Origin of the sequence: Parasphingorhabdus halotolerans (genome assembly GCF_012516475.1) — a bacterium.
In the GTDB taxonomy this organism is placed as follows: Bacteria; Pseudomonadota; Alphaproteobacteria; order Sphingomonadales; family Sphingomonadaceae; genus Parasphingorhabdus; species Parasphingorhabdus halotolerans.
Window position 1 is genome coordinate 330,396 of the sequence record NZ_CP051217.1, and the last position, 21,036, is coordinate 351,431.

At 52.7% G+C, this 21,036-nt stretch carries 21 protein-coding genes and 1 tRNA gene; 12 read left to right on the top strand and 10 right to left on the bottom strand.

The features are described from left to right. Window positions 1-201 precede the first annotated feature (201 nt). From HF685_RS01550 to HF685_RS01570, 5 genes are all read right to left on the bottom strand, one after another. Window positions 202-873 carry a nitroreductase gene (locus tag HF685_RS01550; protein ID WP_168817993.1) on the bottom strand — a complete coding sequence of 224 codons (672 nt, stop codon included), beginning with the start codon at window positions 871-873 and terminating at the stop codon, window positions 202-204. A 243-nt stretch (window positions 874-1,116) separates the two neighbouring features. Next, the gene (gene cobT / locus HF685_RS01555; RefSeq protein WP_168817994.1) at window positions 1,117-2,946 is read right to left on the bottom strand and encodes a cobaltochelatase subunit CobT; all 1,830 of its coding nucleotides are present in this window, start codon (window positions 2,944-2,946) and stop codon (window positions 1,117-1,119) included. A gap of 104 nt (window positions 2,947-3,050) precedes the next feature. Then, on the bottom strand, window positions 3,051-5,159 hold the full coding sequence (locus HF685_RS01560; protein WP_168821108.1) for a transglycosylase domain-containing protein: 2,109 nt from the start codon (window positions 5,157-5,159) through the stop codon (window positions 3,051-3,053). Between the two features lie 109 nt (window positions 5,160-5,268). Then, window positions 5,269-6,258 (bottom strand): cobaltochelatase subunit CobS, encoded by a 990-nt coding sequence (cobS, locus tag HF685_RS01565; protein WP_168817995.1) that lies wholly within the window; start codon window positions 6,256-6,258, stop codon window positions 5,269-5,271. Between the two features lie 74 nt (window positions 6,259-6,332). Beyond that, window positions 6,333-6,932: a J domain-containing protein gene (locus tag HF685_RS01570; protein WP_168817996.1), complete on the bottom strand. Its 600-nt coding sequence runs from the start codon at window positions 6,930-6,932 to the stop codon at window positions 6,333-6,335. Between the two features lie 114 nt (window positions 6,933-7,046). On the opposite strand from HF685_RS01570, the gene HF685_RS01575 reads away from it, so the two are divergent. The 3 genes from HF685_RS01575 to HF685_RS01585 all read left to right on the top strand — a co-directional run bounded on the left by HF685_RS01575 (window position 7,047) and on the right by HF685_RS01585 (window position 8,564). Next, window positions 7,047-7,328, top strand: a complete 282-nt coding sequence (locus HF685_RS01575) for a BolA family protein (RefSeq protein ID WP_246218699.1) — start codon at window positions 7,047-7,049, stop codon at window positions 7,326-7,328. 169 nt (window positions 7,329-7,497) lie between these two features. Further along, window positions 7,498-7,689: a cupin domain-containing protein gene (locus HF685_RS01580; protein ID WP_246218700.1), complete on the top strand. Its 192-nt coding sequence runs from the start codon at window positions 7,498-7,500 to the stop codon at window positions 7,687-7,689. A gap of 68 nt (window positions 7,690-7,757) precedes the next feature. After that, the gene (locus HF685_RS01585) at window positions 7,758-8,564 is read left to right on the top strand and encodes a DUF4344 domain-containing metallopeptidase (protein ID WP_168817998.1); all 807 of its coding nucleotides are present in this window, start codon (window positions 7,758-7,760) and stop codon (window positions 8,562-8,564) included. A gap of 18 nt (window positions 8,565-8,582) precedes the next feature. On the opposite strand, the gene HF685_RS01590 is transcribed toward HF685_RS01585, so the two are convergent. Next, window positions 8,583-9,638: a DUF2332 domain-containing protein gene (locus HF685_RS01590; RefSeq protein ID WP_168817999.1), complete on the bottom strand. Its 1,056-nt coding sequence runs from the start codon at window positions 9,636-9,638 to the stop codon at window positions 8,583-8,585. Between the two features lie 44 nt (window positions 9,639-9,682). On the opposite strand from HF685_RS01590, the gene hisG reads away from it, so the two are divergent. From hisG to HF685_RS01635, 9 genes are all read left to right on the top strand, one after another. Then, the gene (gene hisG, locus HF685_RS01595; RefSeq protein WP_168818000.1) at window positions 9,683-10,333 is read left to right on the top strand and encodes an ATP phosphoribosyltransferase; all 651 of its coding nucleotides are present in this window, start codon (window positions 9,683-9,685) and stop codon (window positions 10,331-10,333) included. Next, window positions 10,333-11,622, top strand: a complete 1,290-nt coding sequence (hisD, locus tag HF685_RS01600; protein WP_168818001.1) for a histidinol dehydrogenase — start codon at window positions 10,333-10,335, stop codon at window positions 11,620-11,622. Before hisG ends, hisD begins: the two co-directional genes overlap by 1 nt. Before the next feature lie 96 nt (window positions 11,623-11,718). Further along, a complete protein-coding gene (locus tag HF685_RS01605) occupies window positions 11,719-12,246 on the top strand; it encodes a DUF1993 domain-containing protein (protein WP_168818002.1) in 528 nt (175 codons plus the stop codon). Beyond that, window positions 12,243-12,692 carry a transcription antitermination factor NusB gene (gene nusB / locus HF685_RS01610; protein WP_168818003.1) on the top strand — a complete coding sequence of 150 codons (450 nt, stop codon included), beginning with the start codon at window positions 12,243-12,245 and terminating at the stop codon, window positions 12,690-12,692. The genes HF685_RS01605 and nusB overlap by 4 nt, the downstream gene beginning before the upstream one ends. A gap of 30 nt (window positions 12,693-12,722) precedes the next feature. Beyond that, window positions 12,723-13,646 (top strand): alpha/beta hydrolase, encoded by a 924-nt coding sequence (locus tag HF685_RS01615; RefSeq protein ID WP_168818004.1) that lies wholly within the window; start codon window positions 12,723-12,725, stop codon window positions 13,644-13,646. Continuing rightward, window positions 13,643-14,578, top strand: coding sequence for a thiamine-phosphate kinase (gene thiL, locus HF685_RS01620; RefSeq protein ID WP_168818005.1), 936 nt, complete (start codon window positions 13,643-13,645; stop codon window positions 14,576-14,578). The genes HF685_RS01615 and thiL overlap by 4 nt, the downstream gene beginning before the upstream one ends. 175 nt (window positions 14,579-14,753) lie before the next feature. Next, a complete protein-coding gene (locus tag HF685_RS01625) occupies window positions 14,754-16,871 on the top strand; it encodes a sodium-translocating pyrophosphatase (RefSeq protein ID WP_168818006.1) in 2,118 nt (705 codons plus the stop codon). Between the two features lie 215 nt (window positions 16,872-17,086). Further along, window positions 17,087-18,187, top strand: coding sequence for a GNAT family N-acetyltransferase (locus tag HF685_RS01630; protein WP_168818007.1), 1,101 nt, complete (start codon window positions 17,087-17,089; stop codon window positions 18,185-18,187). Continuing rightward, window positions 18,180-19,052, top strand: coding sequence for a cupin-like domain-containing protein (locus HF685_RS01635; RefSeq protein WP_168818008.1), 873 nt, complete (start codon window positions 18,180-18,182; stop codon window positions 19,050-19,052). Before HF685_RS01630 ends, HF685_RS01635 begins: the two co-directional genes overlap by 8 nt. Before the next feature lie 56 nt (window positions 19,053-19,108). Here the strand turns inward: HF685_RS01635 and HF685_RS01640 are convergent. From HF685_RS01640 to HF685_RS16595, 4 genes are all read right to left on the bottom strand, one after another. Then, a tRNA-Asn gene (locus HF685_RS01640) sits at window positions 19,109-19,183 on the bottom strand. A 74-nt stretch (window positions 19,184-19,257) separates the two neighbouring features. Then, a complete protein-coding gene (locus HF685_RS01645) occupies window positions 19,258-20,031 on the bottom strand; it encodes an NAD kinase (protein WP_168818009.1) in 774 nt (257 codons plus the stop codon). After that, window positions 20,028-20,795 carry a GTP 3',8-cyclase MoaA gene (locus HF685_RS01650; RefSeq protein WP_343040070.1) on the bottom strand — a complete coding sequence of 256 codons (768 nt, stop codon included), beginning with the start codon at window positions 20,793-20,795 and terminating at the stop codon, window positions 20,028-20,030. The genes HF685_RS01645 and HF685_RS01650 overlap by 4 nt, the downstream gene beginning before the upstream one ends. After that, window positions 20,792-21,013 carry a radical SAM protein gene (locus HF685_RS16595; protein WP_343040101.1) on the bottom strand — a complete coding sequence of 74 codons (222 nt, stop codon included), beginning with the start codon at window positions 21,011-21,013 and terminating at the stop codon, window positions 20,792-20,794. Before HF685_RS16595 ends, HF685_RS01650 begins: the two co-directional genes overlap by 4 nt. Between the last annotated feature and the right edge of the window lie 23 nt (window positions 21,014-21,036).

The window sequence follows — 21,036 nt, forward strand, 5'->3', positions numbered from 1 at the left end:
CTCACAAAGCTTTAGGCAGCCTAGCTCAAAGGCTAAACTGCGAGATTTGCGACCCAGAAATTTTCCCTCTACTGCGTTCATAAACGCATATATCGATTCTAGTATAGTAGTTTATCGCCAATCGCGTCCAAAACCAGTGACAATTGTCACTAAACGGGACATCAAAAGTCAACGCCCCGTATTTTCAGCCGGTTAACTCGCCTAGAGACCGAGAAATTTTACATTTTCGGATATTGGTACGCGGGACACGTCGAAATTGTTGATCGGGTCATCGGCATCGCGGTAACCGATGGCCATGCCGCAGAAGAAAATATGATCATCGTCAACGCCCAGTAGTTCCCTCATATAAGTGCCGTACATCGCCCAAATTTCCTGTGCACAGCTATCCAGACCTTCTTCGCGTAACAGTAGCATCACAGTTTGCAACCACATCCCCATATCTGACCATTGCGGTGGGCCCATATACTTACGCGTATAGGTGAAAAGTTGCACTGGCGCGCCAAAGCTATCCCAGTTTTTTGCCATTTGTGTGATCCTGCCTGCGCCATCTCCGCGCTCCAGGCCAATGGCATCAAACATTGCCTTGCCAACGCCCCGGCGCTGCTCTTCATAGCGTCCGTCGAGCTCTTTGGGGTAGATCGCATATTCCGCACCTTCGCCCATTGGGGCAGCTTGCGCCTTGGCCTTTATCGCCGCAGCAATCCGGGCAAGCTCATCGCCGCCAACCACGACTGCACTCCATGGCTGGGTATTGCCTCCCGACGGTGCGCGCTGCGCTGTCACCAGAACACGGTCAATGACGCTGCGATCAACTGGCTTATCGATAAACTGACGGATAGATCGCCGGGATTTTACGGCTTCGGTTACATTCATTAATGAGTTCTCCGTTTCTGATATATGTAATGCTGTGATACCCTGTGCGTCAAAGTTGACCAAATTGCCACCAAGAAAGTCGCAGAATTCTGGGATTTGCAATAATAATTCAAATGTTAGAAATTATGTTCCAAGCATCTTTTTCTAATTAAATTTGGCTCCAGTTATCCCAAACTATCCGCACATGAGCGTATCAATCAAACTACCAAACCGTGCGGCGGGTGGTGACGGCTTCGGTTGCGTTCATTTGTTTTCCTCGTCAAACAATCCAGCGAGTTGCTCCACCATTGTTCCGCCCAGTTGTTCGGCATCCATGATCGTAACAGCGCGTTTATAATAGCGCGTAACATCATGGCCGATCCCAATGGCGACTAGCTGTACAGGCGAACGGCCCTCTATCCATTCGATCACTTTGCGCAGATGGTTTTCCAAGTATGCCCCGTGGTTGACCGACAAGGTGCTGTCATCCACTGGCGCACCGTCAGAAATCACCATTAATATGCGCCGCTCTTCTGGGCGGGCGATCAGGCGGTTGTGAGCCCATAGAAGGGCTTCGCCGTCGATATTTTCTTTGAGCAGGCCTTCGCGCATCATCAGGCCGAGGTTTTTACGCGCCCTCCGCCAAGGTTCGTCGGCCTGTTTGTAGACAATGTGGCGCAGATCGTTGAGGCGTCCGGGGTTGGCAGGGCGCTCGGCAGCCAGCCAGTCTTCCCGGGTTTGTCCGCCTTTCCAGGCGCGAGTGGTGAAGCCCAGTATTTCGGTTTTGACGCCGCAGCGTTCCAGCGTGCGCGCCATAATATCAGCGCTGATCGCCGCGATCGAAATGGGTCTGCCGCGCATCGAGCCGCTGTTGTCGATGAGCAGCGTAACCACCGTATCACGGAAATCGGTTTCACGTTCAATCTTGTAGGAAAGGCTGTGGGCCGGATTGCTGATCACGCGAGCAAGCCGGGCAGCGTCCAGCATACCCTCTTCCTGATCAAAATCCCAGCTGCGGTTTTGCTGCGCCATTAAGCGGCGTTGCAGGCGGTTCGCAAGTTTTGTGACGGCACCTTGCAGGCTCGTCAATTGCTGATCGAGGAAGGCGCGCAGCCGCGTCAATTCTTCTTCATCGCAGAGCTCGGTCGCACTAATCACCTCGTCATATTTCTCGGACCAGGCGGTATAATCAAAACCGGGTGGCAGATCGGACATCGGACGGTTCGGGCGAACGGGCATCATGCCATCGTCGCCGGCATCGCCCATTTCCTCTTCGGCGCCTTCTTCTAAGTCGTCGGCGTTCTGCTCGCTGTCGCTTTCTTGCGAGTCATCGTCGGACTGGTCGGACCGCATTTCTGATTGGCCCTGATCGCCGGATGCCTCGTCATCATCCGACCCATCATCGGTTTCATCCTCGCTGTCATCGTCATTCTCGTCTTCGCTATCATCCGCGTCGGATTGATCATCAGATTTGATGAGATCAAGATGTTCCAGAAGTTGCGTGGAGAGTTTGGCAAAACTATCCTGATCGTCGAGGGTCAGATTCAGGCCGTCAAGGTCTGCGCCAGCCTCGCTCTCGATCCATTCGCGCAGCATATCGAGGCCTTTGATCGTTCGTTCCGGTGGCGCTTCGCCGGTCAATTTTTCCCGGGCCAGCAGTGCGAGGGCTGTTGAGATAGGAACTTCATCGCGGTTTTGCGCACGGGAAATGGGGTCAGAGCGCATCCGCATATTGAGCGCTGCGGTTAAATTGCCCTTGGCTCCGGCCATGTTGCGGGAACCCAGAGCATCGGTGCGGACTTGTTCAAGCGCATCAAAACAGGCCCGGGCTATGGCTTCTTGCGGCGCATTCTTGCGATGCATCGGCTCGTTGTGATGGCGCAATTTCAGCGAAAAACTGTCGGCAAATCCGCGTGCTTCTGCAACCTGATCAGCGGGAAGGTCGCGTGCAGGCATCGGCACCTTAAGATGCTCGCCTGATTGCGAGGGTGCTTCAGCGGTGTAGGCAAGTTCGATTTCCGGCTGACGCGCCATAGCGCGCGCAGTTCCACCGAGCACATCTTTAAGATCATCGAGTTTGGAACGGTCTGCCATAGGAACGGACAGTCTTAAGCGGAAAGGCGAGGGGAATCAAAGCCCTAAATTGCGCAAATTTGCTAGTGCTAATGTAGAGCCAGGCTAGTCGGCCGTGCCCCGCCTTACTGTTCCGGTTCAGGATCCACCCTGCGCTGCTCGACTGCTACTCCGTCGCGACCCATCCTCACATTAACCGGTACGCCACCCACTTCGGTAGACAGGGTAACACCTTCTCTTCCGTCAATCCGAAGTTCGGAATCGCCTACCGGAATTTCGGGAATTTCAGGCAAATCGAGCGGCATTATCGGTCCATCCGGATCCGGTTTCTTGACAGGTTTTGAAGGTCGGGAAGGTTTTGCGCCGAGCACTGCCTGCCGCATAAAATCTTTCCAGATGCGGGCTGGCAAGCCGCCACCGCTGATACCCTTGAGCGGTTTATTATCATCATTGCCCACCCATATGCCAACTACTAGACGTTTATCACCGTCACCTGCATAGCCGACAAAAAGCGCATCGCGATTATTCTGGCTGGTTCCGGTCTTGCCATAGTTCGGAATCGAAAGGCGCGCCGCCCGTCCTGTGCCGGAATTGACGGCATAGCGCATCATGTCTTCCATCCTCTCATGGGTGCTACTGCCATAGCGACCTGGCCAGTCGAACAGCCATTCGGTCCAGCTTTGCTCGTCCTTCTCGAAAGCATAAGGCGTGACCGGCCAGCTGTTGCCAGCCACACCGGCAAAAGCAGCGGTGAGTTCCATCAGCGTCATGGTGGACGTGCCGAGGGCCAGGCTGGGGTCATCCTCTGCAAGCTTAGATTTTATCCCCAGATTGCGGGCTTCGCGAATTACAGCCTTGTCACCTACTTGTCCCCAAAGCCGGACCGCAGCAACGTTACTGGATCTCCCGAACGCTTCCTTCAGCGTTATTTGCCCGCGATATTTTTCCCCATAGTTTTTTGGCAAATACCCACCTTGGGTGATTGGCGTATCATCTACTATATCATCCGGCATCATTCCCGCACGCAGTGCAGCCAGCCAGACAAAAAGCTTGAATGTGGAGCCAGGCTGGCGCTTCGCTTGGGTGACGCGGTTGAAAGGCGATTCGCCATAATTTTTGCCGCCAATCATTGCCACGACCTCGCCGTCTGGTCGCATCGCAACGAGCGCGACCTGTGCTTTGCCGAGCGGTGCCCTGGCTACCACGCGGCGGGCGATTTCCTGCAATCTATCATCCAGCGTCGTGGTAAGGGTGAGCTTTTCATAGCTCATATCGGTGAGTCCGCGCGCTTGCGGCATTGCCCAGTCGGCAAAATAGGTGCCGGTCGGGACTGAATTTTTTGTGCGCACGTCGAGCCTTGGATTGCCAAGCCTATCGGCTTCATCCTGTGTCAGATAACCCGCTGCGACCATGGCAGATTTTACTAGCTTCGCACGCTTCGCGGCAAGGTCCGGATTGCGAGTTGGCGCTAGCCGCGATGGCGCTTGAACTAGCCCGGCCAGCATGATTGCTTGCTCTGGCTTCAGTTTCTCCGGTTGGCGGAAATAATAATGCATTGAGGCCGCGCGCAAGCCGTAAACATTGTCACCGAAATAAACATTTGAAAGATAGCGCTCGAGAATTTCATCTTTCGAGAGCCGTGCTTCCAACCAGAACGCAATCAGCATTTCGCGCGCTTTTCGGGTGAGGCTGCGTTCGGGCGTCAGAAACGTAACTTTCGCGAGTTGCTGGGTGATCGTGCTGCCGCCTTGCGTGCCGCTGCTGCCGGTCGCATTGCTCCACGCCGCGCGCGCTAACCCGCGCGGATCAACGCCCCAATGCGAATAAAAGCGCCGGTCTTCAATTGCGAGAAACGCCTGTACGACATGTTTGGGCAATTTCTCGATTTCCACCGGCTCATCTACCACCGCGCCATTGCGGGCAATCGGTTGACCGCCTGCGGTTAGAAGCGTAATCTGTGGCGGCGCAATAGGTTGCAAAGATTTCGACATCGGCGCGGTAATCGCAAGATAAGCAATCAGCAAAATGAAAATAAAAAGCATCGCGGCAAACGCGCGCGAAAACCACCACCACTTGCCACGAGGTGTTTTGAGAGGAACGAGCGGTTCGTCCTGCAAATGCGGGGGCAGGGCGCTGCCGTAAGGTTCGTAAAATACGGTTTCAGCAGGCGCACGCTTGCCAAACGGCAAGTACCAGAGGCGTCTATTGGATGGGGGGTGGGTCCGGTCGAGCATCAATTTACTGTGTTACTATAACAATACGCATTTGGCGAGAGGTAATAATGCAGCGGTGATTGCTGGTCGGTGATGTCAATAATCTTCCGCACCTTCAGGAGGGAGGGAGTTATTTCCCAACCACGCTCTCGGGCAAATCCTCACCAAATACGCGCTGGTAATATTCGGCAACGAGCATCCGTTCTGCTTCGTCGCACTTGTTGAGGAAGCTCAGCCGGAACGCAAATCCGATATTGTTGAAGATTGCGGCGTTTTGCGCCCAGCTAATAACCGTCCGCGGACTCATCACGGTCGAAATATCGCCGTTAATAAAGCCTTGGCGGGAGAGATCGGCCACTTTAATCATGTTTTCCACCGTCTGGTCATCGGTGTCAGGCACTTTCGACAAAATAACCTTCGCTTCGGTTGCGGCAGGAAGATAATTCAAGGTGACCACGATGTTCCAACGATCCATCTGACCTTGGTTAATCTGTTGCGTGCCATGATAGAGCCCGCTGGTGTCGCCAAGGCCGACGGTATTTGCGGTCGAGAAAAGCCGGAAATAGGGGTTAGGGCGAATCACGCGATTCTGGTCGAGCAAGGTCAGCTTGCCTTCAGTTTCCAATACGCGCTGGATTACGAACATCACATCGGGACGTCCTGCATCATATTCATCAAACACCAAAGCGGTCGGCGTTTGTAGTGCCCACGGCAGTAAGCCTTCACGGAATTCGGTGATTTGCTGACCATCTTTCAAGACAATGGCATCGCGGCCAACCAAGTCGATCCGGCTGATATGCGCATCTAGGTTGATCCGGATACAGGGCCAGTTGAGCCGTGCGGCGACTTGTTCGATATGGGTCGATTTTCCGGTGCCGTGATAGCCTTGCACCATCACCCGGCGGTTAAACGCAAAGCCGGCGAGGATCGCGGCAGTGGTATCCTGATCGAACACATAAGCGGGGTCCAAATCAGGAACGCGTTCGTCCTTCTCGCTGAACGCGGGGATTTGCATGTCAAGATCAATACCAAATACTTCGCGGGCATCGACGGTTTGATCCGGTGCGTCCATAACGGTTTCGCCGCTGCCGCTTGGGTGGGTATTGGGTATGTCGGTCATGCTATTCCTTATGCGTGTTTCAATCCATCTATAGCTTCCCTTTGCCGGGTCCAGCACTAGCAGATGCTATAGTCTTAACTTTCAAAAAGCGTTGATGTCTTAAGGTGCGTATAGGCCGCGATCACATTTGCCAACTGTTTCTCGTGACTGCGATCACCACCATTGCGGTCGGGATGATATTTCCGCACGAGCGTTGAATAGGCGTGGCGGATGTCGTTTCGTGCTGCTGTGTCGCCAAGCCCTAGCGTCTTGAGCGCCTTTTGGTCGGCTCCAGAGATCTGCGGCTCGGCATTTTGACGGCGGTTAATACCTGCGGCAAACCTTGCCCCGATAGCATCCAGCGGATCGGTGAAATCGGCCCATGCGGGCGTAACGCTAGGGTCGCCATTATAGATTCGCCGTGCCGAATCCCATCCGCGAACCGGATGCTGGGCTTCGAATATCTCCTCGCTGTTCATGCCGGCAAAAAAATCATAGCTTTGATTAAACGCGCGAACATGGTCGAGGCAAAGCCAGCGATATTCGCCAGGACCGTCATATCCATGGCGCGCGCCATACAGGGAAGGTGCGCGAAATTCGCCGTCTTCTTCGCAACCTTCAACCGCGCATGGCTGGCCATTGGTTTCGACCCGTCCGTGCAAATGGTTCGGTCTTTTTTTGGGGGAAGCGCTCAATTCAACTCCGTTCGTCCTGAGCTTGTCGAAGGACGGTTCCAAGTCGCATACGCACTTCGACAAGCTCCGTGCGAACGGTTACAATGTTCAATGATCATACAATATGGAGATTCGATGCCCAAAGGTCCAGTCCATCAGGAAATTGAAAAGCGATTGCAGGCGGAGTTGTCGCCAATCTCGCTGAATGTAATCAATGACAGCGCCAGCCATCATGGTCATGCCGGCGATGATGGTAGCGGTGAATCGCATTTTACCGTCGAAATAGAGTGCGCGGAATTTGTCGGGCAATCGCGGTTAAACCGCCAGAGGATGGTGAACAAAGCGCTTGGTGATCTGATGCGCGAGAAGGTGCACGCGATGGCTATTAAAGCGAGGGCGCCGGGGGAGCATCCTTGATCAATAAAGTAAACTTGGCCGAGGCCTTTTCCATCTTCACCGATCACTGGTCGCCAAGGGTCGCAGGTGATATCAATGACATGCAGGGAAGCTTGCGAAATTTCAGGGCAAATTTGACTGGCATTATCGCGATCATGAGGATGAACTGTTTCTAGTTGTTAAAGGCCGGATGCGGATGGGATTGCGGACAGGCGATATTGATCTCGAAGAGGTTGAGATGATCATCGTCCCGCACGGCACCGAGCATCGCCCCGAAGCACTAAGCGACGCGCGTCATGTCCTGATGCTAGAACCAAACTCAACTCTGAACACGGATGATGTCGTAACTGAAAATACCGTTAGAAAATTGGACCGGATATGAAATCAAGCAATCCATTCATGACTTTCGATTCTGATCATTTAATTTAGATAACAGCGACGTTATTGGGGGTGTTTATGTTCAAAAGTCTTGCGGGCATGATTCTAGCGTTGCTATTTGTTGCTGGTTGTTCAATCGATCAAGCCGGTAACGCCTCCTCATCTGAAATGTCGCGTGAAGATTCTGATCTTTTCGTCGAAGGAAATTTATTTTTCATCGCATATCATGAATTGGGCCATGCTCTGGTATCCGAACTGGACATCCCGATTGCGGGAAAGGAAGAAGATGCTGTCGACCGCCTCGCAACTTGGTTACTTACCCCGGAAGACGATGAGGAATCTCCCGACTATTTAATCCAGTCCATCGACGGTTGGTTCCAGTCTGCAAACGACGTCAAACCCGATGATATTGAGTGGTGGGATGAGCATGGCACCGATGAGCAGCGTGCCTTTCAGATTGCCTGCCTGCTATATGGGAGCAAACCGGACAGATACAAAAGCGTTGCGGATGATGTTGATTTACCAGCAGAAAGACGCGAATCATGCGTTGACGAAGCCGAACAGAATGAAGATTCATGGAGTAGGTTGCTGGATGAACATTGGTTGGAAGACGGTAAGGATTCACAGAAACCGTCAACCAAGTTAGTTTATCGGAACACCAAAAAATTCGCCAAGCAACGTACGTATCTTCAAAACATTGAGCTGCTGGAGGAAATCGCGACGGTGCTAAACGAAGACTTCACATTACCGCCCGGCATCATTGTCGAGGCATCGGAATGCGACGGAGAATCTAACGCATTCTGGGATCCTGAAGATCGCAAGTTGAAGATATGTTATGAACTAGTGACGGATTACCAAGCGATGGCAGTCAGCGACTAAATCAGTAGCGAAAAAAGTCTAGTGACCATCCCACTCCAGCCATGCACCATGTGCGTGCGCTCGCCCGAGTAGCGCCGGTTCTGCGCCGCCTGGCCAATAGCGTACAATGAGTTCGTGGCTAAACATTTTGCGGTTTGTTTCCAGTGATATCCATGCGAGCGGCTTGTCCTCGGTCGCTTTTTCGCCCGCCGTTTCCATTGCCGTTTCTATCCGCGTTTTGGTCTCTGGCGGGAGATATTGCCAGACGATGCTGTGCATTAAGACGCGCGTGACGCCATTGGTTTGGGGCAGGACAAGCTGCGCCTCGACCCAGTCGGCGGCATCGGCCTTGACCAGATCGGGCGGATTTTGTTTGGCCATCGCAATCGCCGCTTCCATTCGCTTAAATCGCGCAGGCATTTCCGGCCAGATATAGCCCTTCAGCCGCTGCGCGGTTTCATCATCGGTCAGATCTATAGGATTTTGATCGCAGGCCCGGGCACTTATGATTTCCACCGGCGCATGGGGTGGCACAGGTCCTCGCCAATCCGGTTTGATTCGCATCGGGGAATCATCTGGTCCTGCTTGGACGCCACCAAGATCATAGTGATAGCCTCCCATCATGGTATTGATCCCAGCGCTTGCGCCGATTTCCAGCAACTCAAACCGGGTTCCAACCTTGCCGGATAGCCAAAGCAATGCCGCCATGAAGTTTGCTGACCGCCCGGATTCATTGGTTTGTGGGGGGCTGTTAAACCACGGCAAAAGCGCTTCGTCATGGTCAGCAACTACTTGGCTCACTATCGCATCAATTTCGCTCTGCTCGGTGACACGGTGTTCATAGACGTCGGCAAGACGCGGTTCTTTGTTGGTCAAATGCAGATAGTGCAAACCTCCCGTCAGCCGCAGCGGCATTGCGTCTTCGAGCGGCTTTCCTGGCCAGGTGGCAATTTTCTGACCGCACATTGTATTGGTGTCCATCAACGCTAGCTGGGCAATGATAATTGAAGCGGTGACCGGCGCATCATTCTTGAGACAGTGCTCAGCTTGCCCGCGCATACCTTCAGCTATGTCTTCCATATCTAAAATATCCATATGTCATTGCCCTTTCGCTGACAGCCAAGTAAAGCGCGGCCACTATGGCCGAACCGCTGATCTTTGCAATTCCCAAGGGGAGGATATTGGATGATGCCCTGCCGCTTCTGAAGCAGGTGGGCATCGTACCTGAAGACGCGTTTTTTGACAAATCCAACCGCAGTTTGATGTTCCGCACCAATCAGGACCATGTTTCGATCATCCGCGTGCGAGCCTTTGATGTGGCGACTTTTGTTGCCCACGGGGCGGCGCAGATCGGCATTGTCGGCTCGGATGTGATCGAGGAATTCGGCTATAGCGAGCTTTATGCTCCGGTCGATCTGGGTATTGGTCGTTGCCGGTTATCAGTCGCGCAGCCCAAGGACGATGCAAAGCAGATTGGCAACGTTGGGCATATTCGTGTGGCGACGAAATATCCCAATCTCACCAGTCGGCACTTTGAATCGCTGGGCATTCAGGCAGAATGTGTGAAGCTGAACGGCGCGATGGAACTGGCTCCGTCACTGGGATTGTCGCGGCATATTGTTGATCTGGTGGAATCGGGCAGCACGTTAAAGGCGAATAATCTCGTCGAGACAGACCGGATTTTGGATATTTCGGGACGGCTTGTTGTCAACCGCGCGGCTTATAAGATGCGCAGCAAAGAATTAACTCCGATGGTGCAGAAATTTCGCGAACTGGTGGGGCAGGTATAGTGGCATTGCGACTTTCGACTGCAGATACTGACTTTGAGCGGAACTTTGAGGCATTGGTAAATGCGAGACGCGAGGCTGATGAGGATATTTCCGCTGATGTTACGGCGATTATCAAAGACGTTCGGACCAACGGGGATCAAGCCCTACAACACTTAACCCAAAAATTCGATGGCCATGATCTTGAGTTTACCGGCTGGCGGGTTTCGGAAGCGGAGTGTGAGGCTGCGCTGGAAAGTCTTGATCCCAACCTGAGAATTGCGCTCGAACTCGCGGCACTGCGCATCCGCGATTATCACGAGGGGCAAAGGCCGGATAATCGTGACTATATTGATGATGCTGGAGTCCGCATTGGTGCGCGCTGGAATGCGGTGGAGCGCGCAGGAATATATATTCCTGGCGGACGCGCCGCCTATCCATCATCGGTCCTGATGAATGCCATTCCGGCGAAAGTCGCCGGCGTGGACAAAATCATTATGGTCACGCCAACGCCGGGTGGAGAGATTAATCCTCTGGTTCTGGCAGCCGCACAAATAGCCGACGTCGATGAAATATGGCGTATCGGCGGCGCTCAGGCCATTGCCGCCTTGGCTTATGGCACTGAAAAAATTTCTTCGGTTGATGTTATAACTGGTCCCGGAAATGCCTGGGTTGCGGAGGCTAAACGGCAAGTTTACGGCGTTGTCGGTATCGATATGGTCGCTGGGCCGTCAGAGATTGTCGTTGTCGCTGACAATAAAAACGATCCAGACTGGATCGCCGCTGATCTGCTATCGCAAGCGGAGCATGATCCGACCAGCCAATCAATCCTGTTCACCGATGATGCTGACTATGCTGATCAGGTGTCTGCTTGTGTTGATGCACAATTGAAGCAACTCAAGACCGAGCAGACTGCAACCGCGAGTTGGGCGAACAATGGCGCGATTATTGTTGTGGATCGCTTCGAGAAGGCGGTATCGTTGATTGATCGACTCGCCGCTGAACATCTGGAACTGGCCATTGACGATCCGCAGGCGCTTTTTAAAAGAATACGCCATGCAGGGTCAGTATTTCTGGGACGCCATACCCCGGAAGCCGTCGGCGATTATGTCGCTGGGCCGAACCATGTGCTTCCAACAGGCCGTCGTGCGCGTTTTTCTTCCGGGCTTTCGGTGACTGATTTTATGAAACGCACGAGTTTTCTGGAATGCGATGAAGCTTCGCTGTCCAGGATAGGCCCAGCCGCAATCGCCTTGGCAGAAGCAGAAGGTTTGCCGGCCCATGCCGAAAGTATAAAGAAAAGGCTGAGATAAATCCGCCCATCCTGAGCTTGTCGATGGGCATTCCCAGCCTATAGAGATGCTTCAACACGCTCAGCACGAACGCAAAACATCCAAAGGACCAAAAGTATGACCATTTCATTATATGACGCGATCATTCCCGCGCAGCTGCAGATTATTGCTGCTGTCCGCAAGCTTGTCGATAAAGCCAAAGCGTATTGCGAAGAGCAGGACGTGGAGCCCGAAGACATTATCGGTGCGCGGTTGATCGAAGATATGCAGCCATTTTCCTATCAGGTAAAATGCTGCCGCGAACACTCGCTCGGCGCGATTGAAGCGGTTCGGGTGGGCGTGTTTACACCAAGTCTCGCCGCGCCACCGACGACTTGGGAAGGACTCTACGAAAAGCTGGACGAAGCAAAAGCCGAACTGGAAAAGGTAACCGAAGAGGAAATGGCAGGGTTCGTTGGCCAGCCCATGGAGTTTCGGTTCAAGGAGAGGGTGATGCCGTTCACTGCCGAGCATTTTCTGCTTAGCTTTGCCCAGCCCAATTTTTATTTCCATGCGACAACCGCCTATGATCTTCTTCGCGAGCGCGGGTTTAAGATCGGCAAGATGGATTTCATCGGTATGCCAAGAATTGCAACACCCACATGACCGCAAAATCTAATTCCCGATCCGCAGCGCGCCTTGGCGCTGTGCAGGCTTTGTTCCAGCACCATATGGAAAAAACGCCCGTGCCGCGTTTGCTCAAGGAATTCCACGATCACCGGCTTGGTCGGGAAATCGAGGACGATCAGTATACTGATGCGGAAATTGAATTTTTTGACGATATTGTAATTGGCGTGACCGACACAATGGAGGGAATTGACACGCTTATCACCGAAAAACTGGCATCCGGCTGGTCTATAGGGCGCCTCGACAAAACTATGTTGCAAATTTTGCGCGCCGGTGCGTTTGAATTAATGGCGCGGGAGGAAATTCCGACCGCGACTGTGATTAACGAATATGTTGATGTCGCTCACGCTTTTTTTGACAAGAAAGACAGCGGTTTCGTCAATGGATTGCTGGATGCGATCGCAAAGCAGGTGAGGGGCTCATAATTCTCAGCTGTTTAGCAAGGGGAGTAGAGTTTGTCCGAATTTCTTGACCGGCTTGATCCGGAATTTCGCGAGATGATTGATGTTGAAGGGCCTTATCTTTTTGAGGTTCTGAAACATGACGTGGGCGCGGCTCGCAAAGCCCTTGACGATCTGGTCGCAGAAATGGCCAAATATATGCCGCCGTTTGAAGGACAAAAAGACGAGTATCATATCCCTGGCCTGGAAGATGATGCTGATGTAAAAGTTATCGAATATAGGGCGCGCGATGTGGTTTATCCTGATTGTGCGATTATATGGCTGCACGGCGGTGGTTATCTGATGGGAACGGCAGACGATTTGTCAGCACAGAGCTTCTCATCATTGGCCCCGGTGGTTTCCGTTGATTACCGCATGGCTCCGGAACATCGTGCACCCGCCGCAGCGCGCGACGTGTGCGCTGTGATCGACCGGATCGCCAAAAACCGCAAACCCAGAAAAATCATTATCGGTGGAAACAGCGCCGGTGGCGGATTGGCTGCTAGCGCCGCGCTGATGAACCGTTATCGCGGCGGGCCGGAGCTGGCTTTTCAACTATTGATTTATCCAATGCTTGACGATCAGCACGATACGCCATCTGGCCACATGAATATTCCACCATCAACCTGGACCCGCGATGTTTCGCTGCACGCTTGGTCTCTCTATGCTGAAGAGGGTGGAGCAAGTGAATATGCCGCTGCAGCGCGCGCGCAAAACTTGCACGGACTTCCACCAGCCTATATCATGTGCGGTGATCTCGATTTATTTCTGGATGAAGATATTGCTTATGCCAATCGCTTGAGGGAAGCGGGCGTTCCAGTAGAAGTTGCAATTTACCCGGGGGCACCACACGGGTTTAACGGCTTTGCACCGCAGGCTTCGGTCAGCCAGCGCGCCAATGCCTCAATCCGCCTAGCCTTGGAACACGCCTTGAAATGAACGAACTGGAATTTGTTGAACAACTGAAAACCCTGGCCATCCATCCTGCCGCACGCGGGTTGGTTGATGATGCTGCAGTGCTGCCATTTGGCCGCCACAAGCTGGTAATTACCCATGATATGATGGTGGAAGGCGTGCATTATTTGCCCGACGCAGACCCGGCAGATGTCGCCTGGAAGCTGGTCGCGGTGAACCTCTCTGATCTGGCTGCGAAAGGTGCAAAACCACTCGGTATCCTTATGGGGTATGGCGGCTTTGGCGACGATGCTTGGGACACGAAATTTATCGAAGGGTTAAAGCAGGCCATTGCACGTTTCGGCGTGCCGCTGCTTGGCGGTGACACTGTCGGGATGGGTGAAGGCTGCAAACGTGCTTTTGGACTCACCGCGTTTGGCGAAGCAAAGGGCCATATCATACCGGCAAGATCAGGCGCAGCGCCTGGCCACGCAATTTATGTTACTGGCAAAATCGGAGATGCTTGGGCAGGACTGCAAATAGCGAGCGGCAAAGTGCAAGCGAGGGATCTCGAATGTACGGCTGCCCTGCTCAAGGCGCATAACCGGCCAGACCCGAAACTGGAGGAGGGCAGGGCATTGTCGTCGCTGGTCAGCACGATGATGGACATTTCGGACGGATTACTGATCGACGCAGAACGCATCGCGAAGGCAAGTAATGTCTGTCTTGAGATTGACTTGGCAAAAGTCCCATTGTCGCCGGAATATATCTCGGTTTTTGGTGATGATGAAGAAGCACGCAAAAAGGCAGCTACCGGCGGCGATGACTATCAGCTTTTGCTTACCGCTAGTCCAGAGACTGTCCTGCCGATCGCGGTAACGCGGGTTGGCCAATGCAAATCGGGTTCCGGTATTGCGCTTATTAATCACAGCGAGCCAACTGTGACACCAGCAAATTTGGGCTATGTTCACGCCTGAAAACCGCTTCTATCCGAATAGTTTTTCCATCTTATTCAAATGGCTCTGCGAAAGTTCAACCGTGTGCTTAAATCAGGGGTTGCGCGGTCAACGTTTCCCGCACTATAGCCACACGCGTTAGCGCTCCGGTCTGCGGGGCGTTTGTCATAATAAAAGCAGGGGGAGTAAGGCAGTAATGACTGTTGTTACCATTTCAATTTTATGCGGCTTTGTCGCTATTTTATACGGCTTCATTACCAGCCGTCAGGTGCTGAATGCGCCGGCTGGTAATGAAAAAATGCAGGACATTGCTGCGGCTATTCAAGAAGGTGCGCAAGCCTATCTGAACCGGCAATATCGCGCCATCGGTATTGTGGGTGTCGTCGTCGCAGTCTTGGTATTTCTGTTTCTCGGACCAATTTCAACTGTAGGCTTTTTGCTCGGCGCTATTCTATCCGGTGTTGCTGGCTATATCGGCATGAACATTTCTGTTCGCGCTAATGTCCGCACAGCGCAGGGCGCTAGCGAAAGCTTGCAAACTGGCCTAACCGCTGCGTTTCGCGCGGGTGCAGTGACCGGTATGCTGGTTGCAGGACTTGCTCTGCTGGCTATCGCCATTTTCTATTGGGTGTTGACCACGCAAATGGGCTTTGAACCGAAAAGCCGGACAGTAATCGATTCTCTGGTTGCTCTGGCATTCGGTGCATCGCTGATTTCGATTTTTGCACGTTTGGGCGGCGGTATTTTTACCAAAGCGGCAGACGTTGGCGCTGACCTTGTTGGTAAGGTTGAAGCGGGTATCCCCGAGGATGATCCGCGTAACCCTGCGACTATTGCCGACAATGTAGGCGATAATGTTGGTGATTGTGCCGGTATGGCGGCTGACTTGTTCGAAACCTATGTTGTGACCGTAGGCGCGACGATGGTTCTGCTGGCACTTACCTTTGGTGATCTGGTCGGTAACGAGATGCTCAACAACCTTATGTCGCTACCGCTTATCGTTGGTGGTGCCTGTATTCTGACTTCGATTATCGGTACTTATATGGTCCGTTTGGGAAGCAGCAACAACATCATGGGCGCTTTGTATAAAGGCTTTATTACGACTGCTATCTTGTCGATCCCAGCCATTTATTACGTAACATTTCAAACACTTGGCGATATGAATGCCACCATTGGTGCGTCGCTTGACGGCACTGGCGGATTTACCGGCATGGCCTTATTCTGGTGCATGATGGTTGGCTTGGCTGTTACAGGGCTTATCATTTGGATTACCGAATATTATACCGGCACGGAATATCGCCCGGTGCGCTCGATCGCCAAATCATCGGAAACCGGCCATGGCACGAATGTGATCCAAGGTCTGGCTATATCCATGGAAGCAACGGCTCTGCCAACACTTGTGATCGTAGTCGGCATCGTGGTTGCTTTCCAACTAGCTGGTCTGATCGGCATTGCTTTTGCCGCAACCGCCATGTTGGCTCTGGCCGGCATGGTTGTGGCCCTCGATGCTTATGGTCCGGTTACGGATAATGCAGGCGGTATCGCTGAAATGGCGGGACTTGATGAGTCAGTCCGTAACAAGACCGATGCGCTTGATGCTGTGGGTAATACCACAAAAGCGGTTACCAAAGGCTATGCCATTGGTTCTGCTGGTCTGGCTGCACTGGTGCTTTTCTCCGCTTACACTGCCGACCTCAGAGAGTTCTTCCCGGACTTGCAGGTCAGCTTTAGCCTCGAAAATCCCTATGTGATCGTTGGCTTGCTCCTCGGAGCCTTGTTGCCATATCTCTTCGGTTCGATGGGTATGACCGCTGTGGGCCGTGCTGCGGGTGACGTTGTTGTAGATGTTCGCGATCAGTTTGCGAAAGACCCCGGCATTATGGATGGCACGTCTCGTCCAAACTATGCACGTACGGTTGATCTGGTGACAAAGGCTGCGATTAAGGAAATGATTATTCCTTCATTGCTGCCGGTTCTCGCACCTATCGTGGTCTATTTCGTGATCACTGCGGTTGCGGGTCAGGCAAACGGCTTTGCCGCTCTTGGTGCATTGCTTCTCGGCGTGATCGTCTCCGGTCTGTTCGTTGCCTTGTCGATGACAGCAGGCGGCGGTGCTTGGGATAACGCCAAGAAATACATCGAAGACGGCAATCACGGCGGCAAGGGCTCAGACGCTCACCATGCTGCCGTGACCGGCGATACCGTGGGTGATCCATACAAGGATACTGCAGGTCCAGCCGTCAACCCGATGATCAAAATCACCAATATCGTTGCTCTGTTGCTTCTTGCAGCTTTAGCACATGGAATGGCGTAAAACGGCAAAACAATTGGCTTAAAAAAGACCCCGCCGGAAGCAGTTCTGGCGGGGTTTTTGATTTCTGTTGTTATCAAAACTGCCTCAGAAAACGTACATAACTAACTGGCTTGGTTAAACGTATATTAGAGATTTTCCGCTATCGCTCGCGAATGTTCTACAGACACTCCCATTCAGCGTTCAAGCAAGGTGCTTACACAGCTGAGGCGCCGATTGTGACGCGTGTTGAAGACGAGCTGGCAGTGGAGTGGGAAGCACTTGCGGACGTGGCCAGTGAACCCAATTCCTATTCCGAATATTGGTTTTTCCGCGCTGCCCTGCGTCATTTTCGTAGCGGTGAAACTGTCCGTTTGGCGATGGTGCGTGACGAAACTGGCTGCCTAGCTGGTATCTTGCCTCTCGTGTCCAGCGCCCAATATGGTCGTCTACCTGTCGCAAACACATCAAATTGGGTGCATCTCCAATGCTATTGTGGCGGTCCTCTGATCCGCGAGGGGTGCGAAGAGGGGTTCTGGGCTGCTCTGCTTGATTTTCTCGATCACAGCAAATGGGCAGACAATATGCTGACCTTGCGATTGATTTATGCCAATGGTCCGGTTCGGCGGGGATTGGATATGGCAGCCAAGGCCTCCGGACGCGCGCTGCATGTCGCACAGACATATGACCGGGCGACCCTGAACAGCGATGCTGATTCCGAAGCTTATATCGCGAAAACGGTTCGATCCAAAAAACGCAAGGAATATAGGCGTCAAGCCAAGCGATTGTCAGAACTAGGCGCTGTCCGGTTTGAACGCCTAGCATTGGACCAGCCGGTCGCGGAATGGTGTGACCAGTATCTCGAGCTTGAGGCTGCTGGCTGGAAAGGTGAAGGCGGCACAGCCTTGGGCGCGGCCGAAGCATCCTCCAAGTTTTTTCGGCAGATAATGTCTGAGGCTCATGCCCTGGGACGCGTCGATTTTCTGCGTTTGATGCTGGACGACCGTCCGATAGCGATGCTGGTTAACCTGCGGTCACCTCCAGCAGTCTGGTCGTACAAAATAACCTATGATGAGAGTCTGGCGCGGTTTTCTCCCGGCGTTTTGATCGAACTGGAAACCATCGCCCTGGTGTTGGGTGATCCAGATATTTCCCGGGCTGATAGCTGCGCCAAACCGGACCATCCGATGATCAATAGTATTTGGGGCGAGCGCCAGACGATTGATCATATAACCATTTCTCTCAAAGGCCCGATCCGCAGATCAGCCTATTACCTGTGCCGCAGTGTGGATCAACTGGGCGCTTTCCTTCGCCGTAAACGGAACCACGACAATGAATAAAATTGCATTCACTCCCGAGACCGTATCGAGCTTTTCTCAAGCCTATCCCGAGACGCCCAATAAACTTCGGCACGACCTGTGCGATCATCCTTTGCTACAGTTACCGGCACTGGTTGATCTGGCAACGCGGCTGCGGTCGGACCATGTCGAACATAATCAGGGCGATCTGCCCATCGGCATCGCACCAGAAGACGTGCCGACACCAGCGCTCGATGTTGCGGAGACTATTCGCTCGATCGAGGAGTCCGGTTCCTGGATGGCGCTCAAGTTCATTGAGAATGTACCGGAATATCATGACTTGCTGATAGAAACGCTCGCCGCAATTGAGCCTGCCGTGCGAGGCAAAACGGGTGCCATGAACAAGCTGGAAGGCTTTATCTTCGTCTCGTCTCCGGGCGCTGTGACCCCGTTTCATTTTGATCCGGAGCACAATATTTTGCTGCAAATCCGCGGGAACAAAGTCCTGACGCTGTTCCCCGCTGATGATGAGAATATAGTCGCCCCGCAGAACCATGAAGCCTTTGCCTATGGTGAGCATCATCGCAATCTCGAATGGCGCGATGAGGTATCGGCTCTTGGAAATCCCATGTCTCTATCGCCAGGAGATGCCCTCTATGTCCCGGTTAAAATGCCGCATTGGGTTAAGAACGGATCCGAAGTCGCAATCTCTCTCTCTGTCACATGGCGTTCGGAATGGAGTGTCGCTGAATCCGACGCGCGCGCCTTGAACGCGCTGATCAGGAAAGTCGGAATCTCACCCACAACCCCGGGACGCTGGCCCGCCAGTAATGCCGGAAAATCCTTGGCTTTCCGGGCACTGCGCAAAGCAGGCGTAACCAAGTTAGCGCGATCACTGCTGAATTGAATCAGTTCGCTGGTTGCGAAGAGGATATTCGCGATCACAAAAAATCCAGAAAATAATGGCTCCCCGAGTAGGATTCGAACCTACGACATTTCGATTAACAGTCGAACGCTCTACCGCTGAGCTATCGGGGAACAGGCTCGATTTAGCGTCGAGACTATCGTCGTGAAGCGCGCCTATAACAACGTCATCCGCATGCTGCAAGCCATCAAACGACAAATTGTTCCATGGCAATCCGGTCATCCAAAGCATGCTCGGGATCAAACAGCATTGTCAGGGCTTGACCGCGATCAACCGCAACCTTTACGCAACTCACATCTCGGACTTCCCGCTGATCGCCAACCGCACTTACTGGCCGTTTTTCCGGGTTTAGAACGCGGATAGAAATTTTCATTTTGTCGGGCAATATCGCGCCTTTCCAGCGGCGTGGTCGAAACGGGCTGATTGGTGTCAGAGCCAGCAAATGGCAGGTCAGCGGCAATATTGGGCCATTGGCAGACAGGTTATAAGCTGTCGAGCCGGCGGGGGTGGCAATGATTACGCCATCGCAAACCAGTTCCTCCATCATCACCCGTCCGTTAATTTCGATTTCCAGCTTCGCGGTTTGGCGGGTTTCGCGCAACAAAGAGACCTCGTTAATTGCTGGTAGCGAAAAAGTAGCACCAGAAACCGTTTCGACATCCATTTTCAGCGGCCTGATTTTGAACGCTCTTGCATTTGCTAAGCGCTCGCCAATGTCTTCGAGGTGCCAATTGTTCATCAAAAAACCGACTGTACCCAAGTTCATCCCGTATACGGGCATGATTTGACGGCGGTTCAACATCTGGTGAAGGGTCTGGAGCATGAAGCCGTCGCCGCCTAGCACCACTGCCCGGTCAGCATTTTCCAGTGAAACCCAATCGTAAGTCGATCTAAGTTCTTCGCCCGCTTCCTGTGCCTGCGGGGTAGGGGACACAACGAGTGCCCATTTTTTATTACTCATCCGCCAGTGACGTTCATATGACGCTCCAATATCTCTGCGGACCCGTTTAGCTGCGCATTGAAATCATGACGCTGCGGTTTGAGCTTTAGAGCTTGTTGAAGCAATTGGTCAACGGCAGTGATCCCGTCTTTGCGAACAGCTGCGCGCAAATCAACATGAGCATTGTGGCCGAGGCACATGAATATTTTACCGTCCGTAGTCAGACGCAAGCGATTGCAACCATCGCAGAAATTATTGCTAAGAGGAGTTATCAGGCCCAGGCGTAGGCCCAATGTCTCGAAAGAGAGATATCGCGCGGGTCCGGCACTTTTGTAGGAGATCGTGGTTGCGTCAAAGGAAGTCGTCAGTGGTTTGATAAATTCTTCCGCCGAAATATGGCTGATGCTTCGGTCAGCACCGACATCGCCGAGAGGCATAGTCTCGATGATCGTTAAGTCATGACCGCTATCGGCGCAATATTCTGCCATAGGTAGCAAATCATCCTGATTGAACCCGCGCATCGCGACCATGTTGATCTTTACATTAATGCCGACGCGTTTTGCGGCCTCAATACCCTCAAGAACAATGGCGATATCTGCACCGCGGGTTATTTCCAAGAACTTGGCGGGATCTAGTGTGTCGATACTGACATTGATACGGCGCACATGGTGGGCAGCCAGGTGGTCAGCATATTCAGACAGTAACGATCCATTAGTGGTCAGCGTTAATTCTTCCAGTTCTCCCGATCGGACTTTTCTTCCAAGACGTTGAATAACATCTTTCATATCTCGTCTAACAAGCGGTTCGCCGCCAGTGAGTCGAATTTTTTTATACCATGGCCAATGAATCGCTCTGCTATAAGAGTAATTTCCTCAAGTGTAAGAAGTTCATTTTTTGGCATGAATGTCATGTTTTCAGACATGCAATATCGGCAACGGAAATTGCAGCGGTCCGTTACCGATATCCGCAGATAATCAATTTTCCGACCAAATCCATCTTGCATGTTTAATTCTCGAATTAACAGGG

Excerpts from the sequence above, each read along its gene's own strand:
- HF685_RS01550 (WP_168817993.1), bottom strand. The coding sequence starts at position 873 with ATGAATGTAACCGAAGCCGTAAAATCCCGGCGATCTATCCGTCAGTTT.
- cobT (WP_168817994.1), bottom strand. The coding sequence starts at position 2,946 with ATGGCAGACCGTTCCAAACTCGATGATCTTAAAGATGTGCTCGGTGGA.
- HF685_RS01560 (WP_168821108.1), bottom strand. The coding sequence starts at position 5,159 with ATGCTCGACCGGACCCACCCCCCATCCAATAGACGCCTCTGGTACTTG.
- cobS (WP_168817995.1), bottom strand. The coding sequence starts at position 6,258 with ATGACCGACATACCCAATACCCACCCAAGCGGCAGCGGCGAAACCGTT.
- HF685_RS01575 (WP_246218699.1), top strand. The coding sequence starts at position 7,047 with ATGCCCAAAGGTCCAGTCCATCAGGAAATTGAAAAGCGATTGCAGGCG.
- HF685_RS01580 (WP_246218700.1), top strand. The coding sequence starts at position 7,498 with ATGCGGATGGGATTGCGGACAGGCGATATTGATCTCGAAGAGGTTGAG.
- HF685_RS01590 (WP_168817999.1), bottom strand. The coding sequence starts at position 9,638 with ATGGATATTTTAGATATGGAAGACATAGCTGAAGGTATGCGCGGGCAA.
- hisG (WP_168818000.1), top strand. The coding sequence starts at position 9,683 with ATGGCCGAACCGCTGATCTTTGCAATTCCCAAGGGGAGGATATTGGAT.
- HF685_RS01605 (WP_168818002.1), top strand. The coding sequence starts at position 11,719 with ATGACCATTTCATTATATGACGCGATCATTCCCGCGCAGCTGCAGATT.
- nusB (WP_168818003.1), top strand. The coding sequence starts at position 12,243 with ATGACCGCAAAATCTAATTCCCGATCCGCAGCGCGCCTTGGCGCTGTG.
- thiL (WP_168818005.1), top strand. The coding sequence starts at position 13,643 with ATGAACGAACTGGAATTTGTTGAACAACTGAAAACCCTGGCCATCCAT.
- HF685_RS01625 (WP_168818006.1), top strand. The coding sequence starts at position 14,754 with ATGACTGTTGTTACCATTTCAATTTTATGCGGCTTTGTCGCTATTTTA.
- HF685_RS01635 (WP_168818008.1), top strand. The coding sequence starts at position 18,180 with ATGAATAAAATTGCATTCACTCCCGAGACCGTATCGAGCTTTTCTCAA.
- HF685_RS01645 (WP_168818009.1), bottom strand. The coding sequence starts at position 20,031 with ATGAGTAATAAAAAATGGGCACTCGTTGTGTCCCCTACCCCGCAGGCA.
- HF685_RS01650 (WP_343040070.1), bottom strand. The coding sequence starts at position 20,795 with ATGAAAGATGTTATTCAACGTCTTGGAAGAAAAGTCCGATCGGGAGAA.
- HF685_RS16595 (WP_343040101.1), bottom strand. The coding sequence starts at position 21,013 with ATGCAAGATGGATTTGGTCGGAAAATTGATTATCTGCGGATATCGGTA.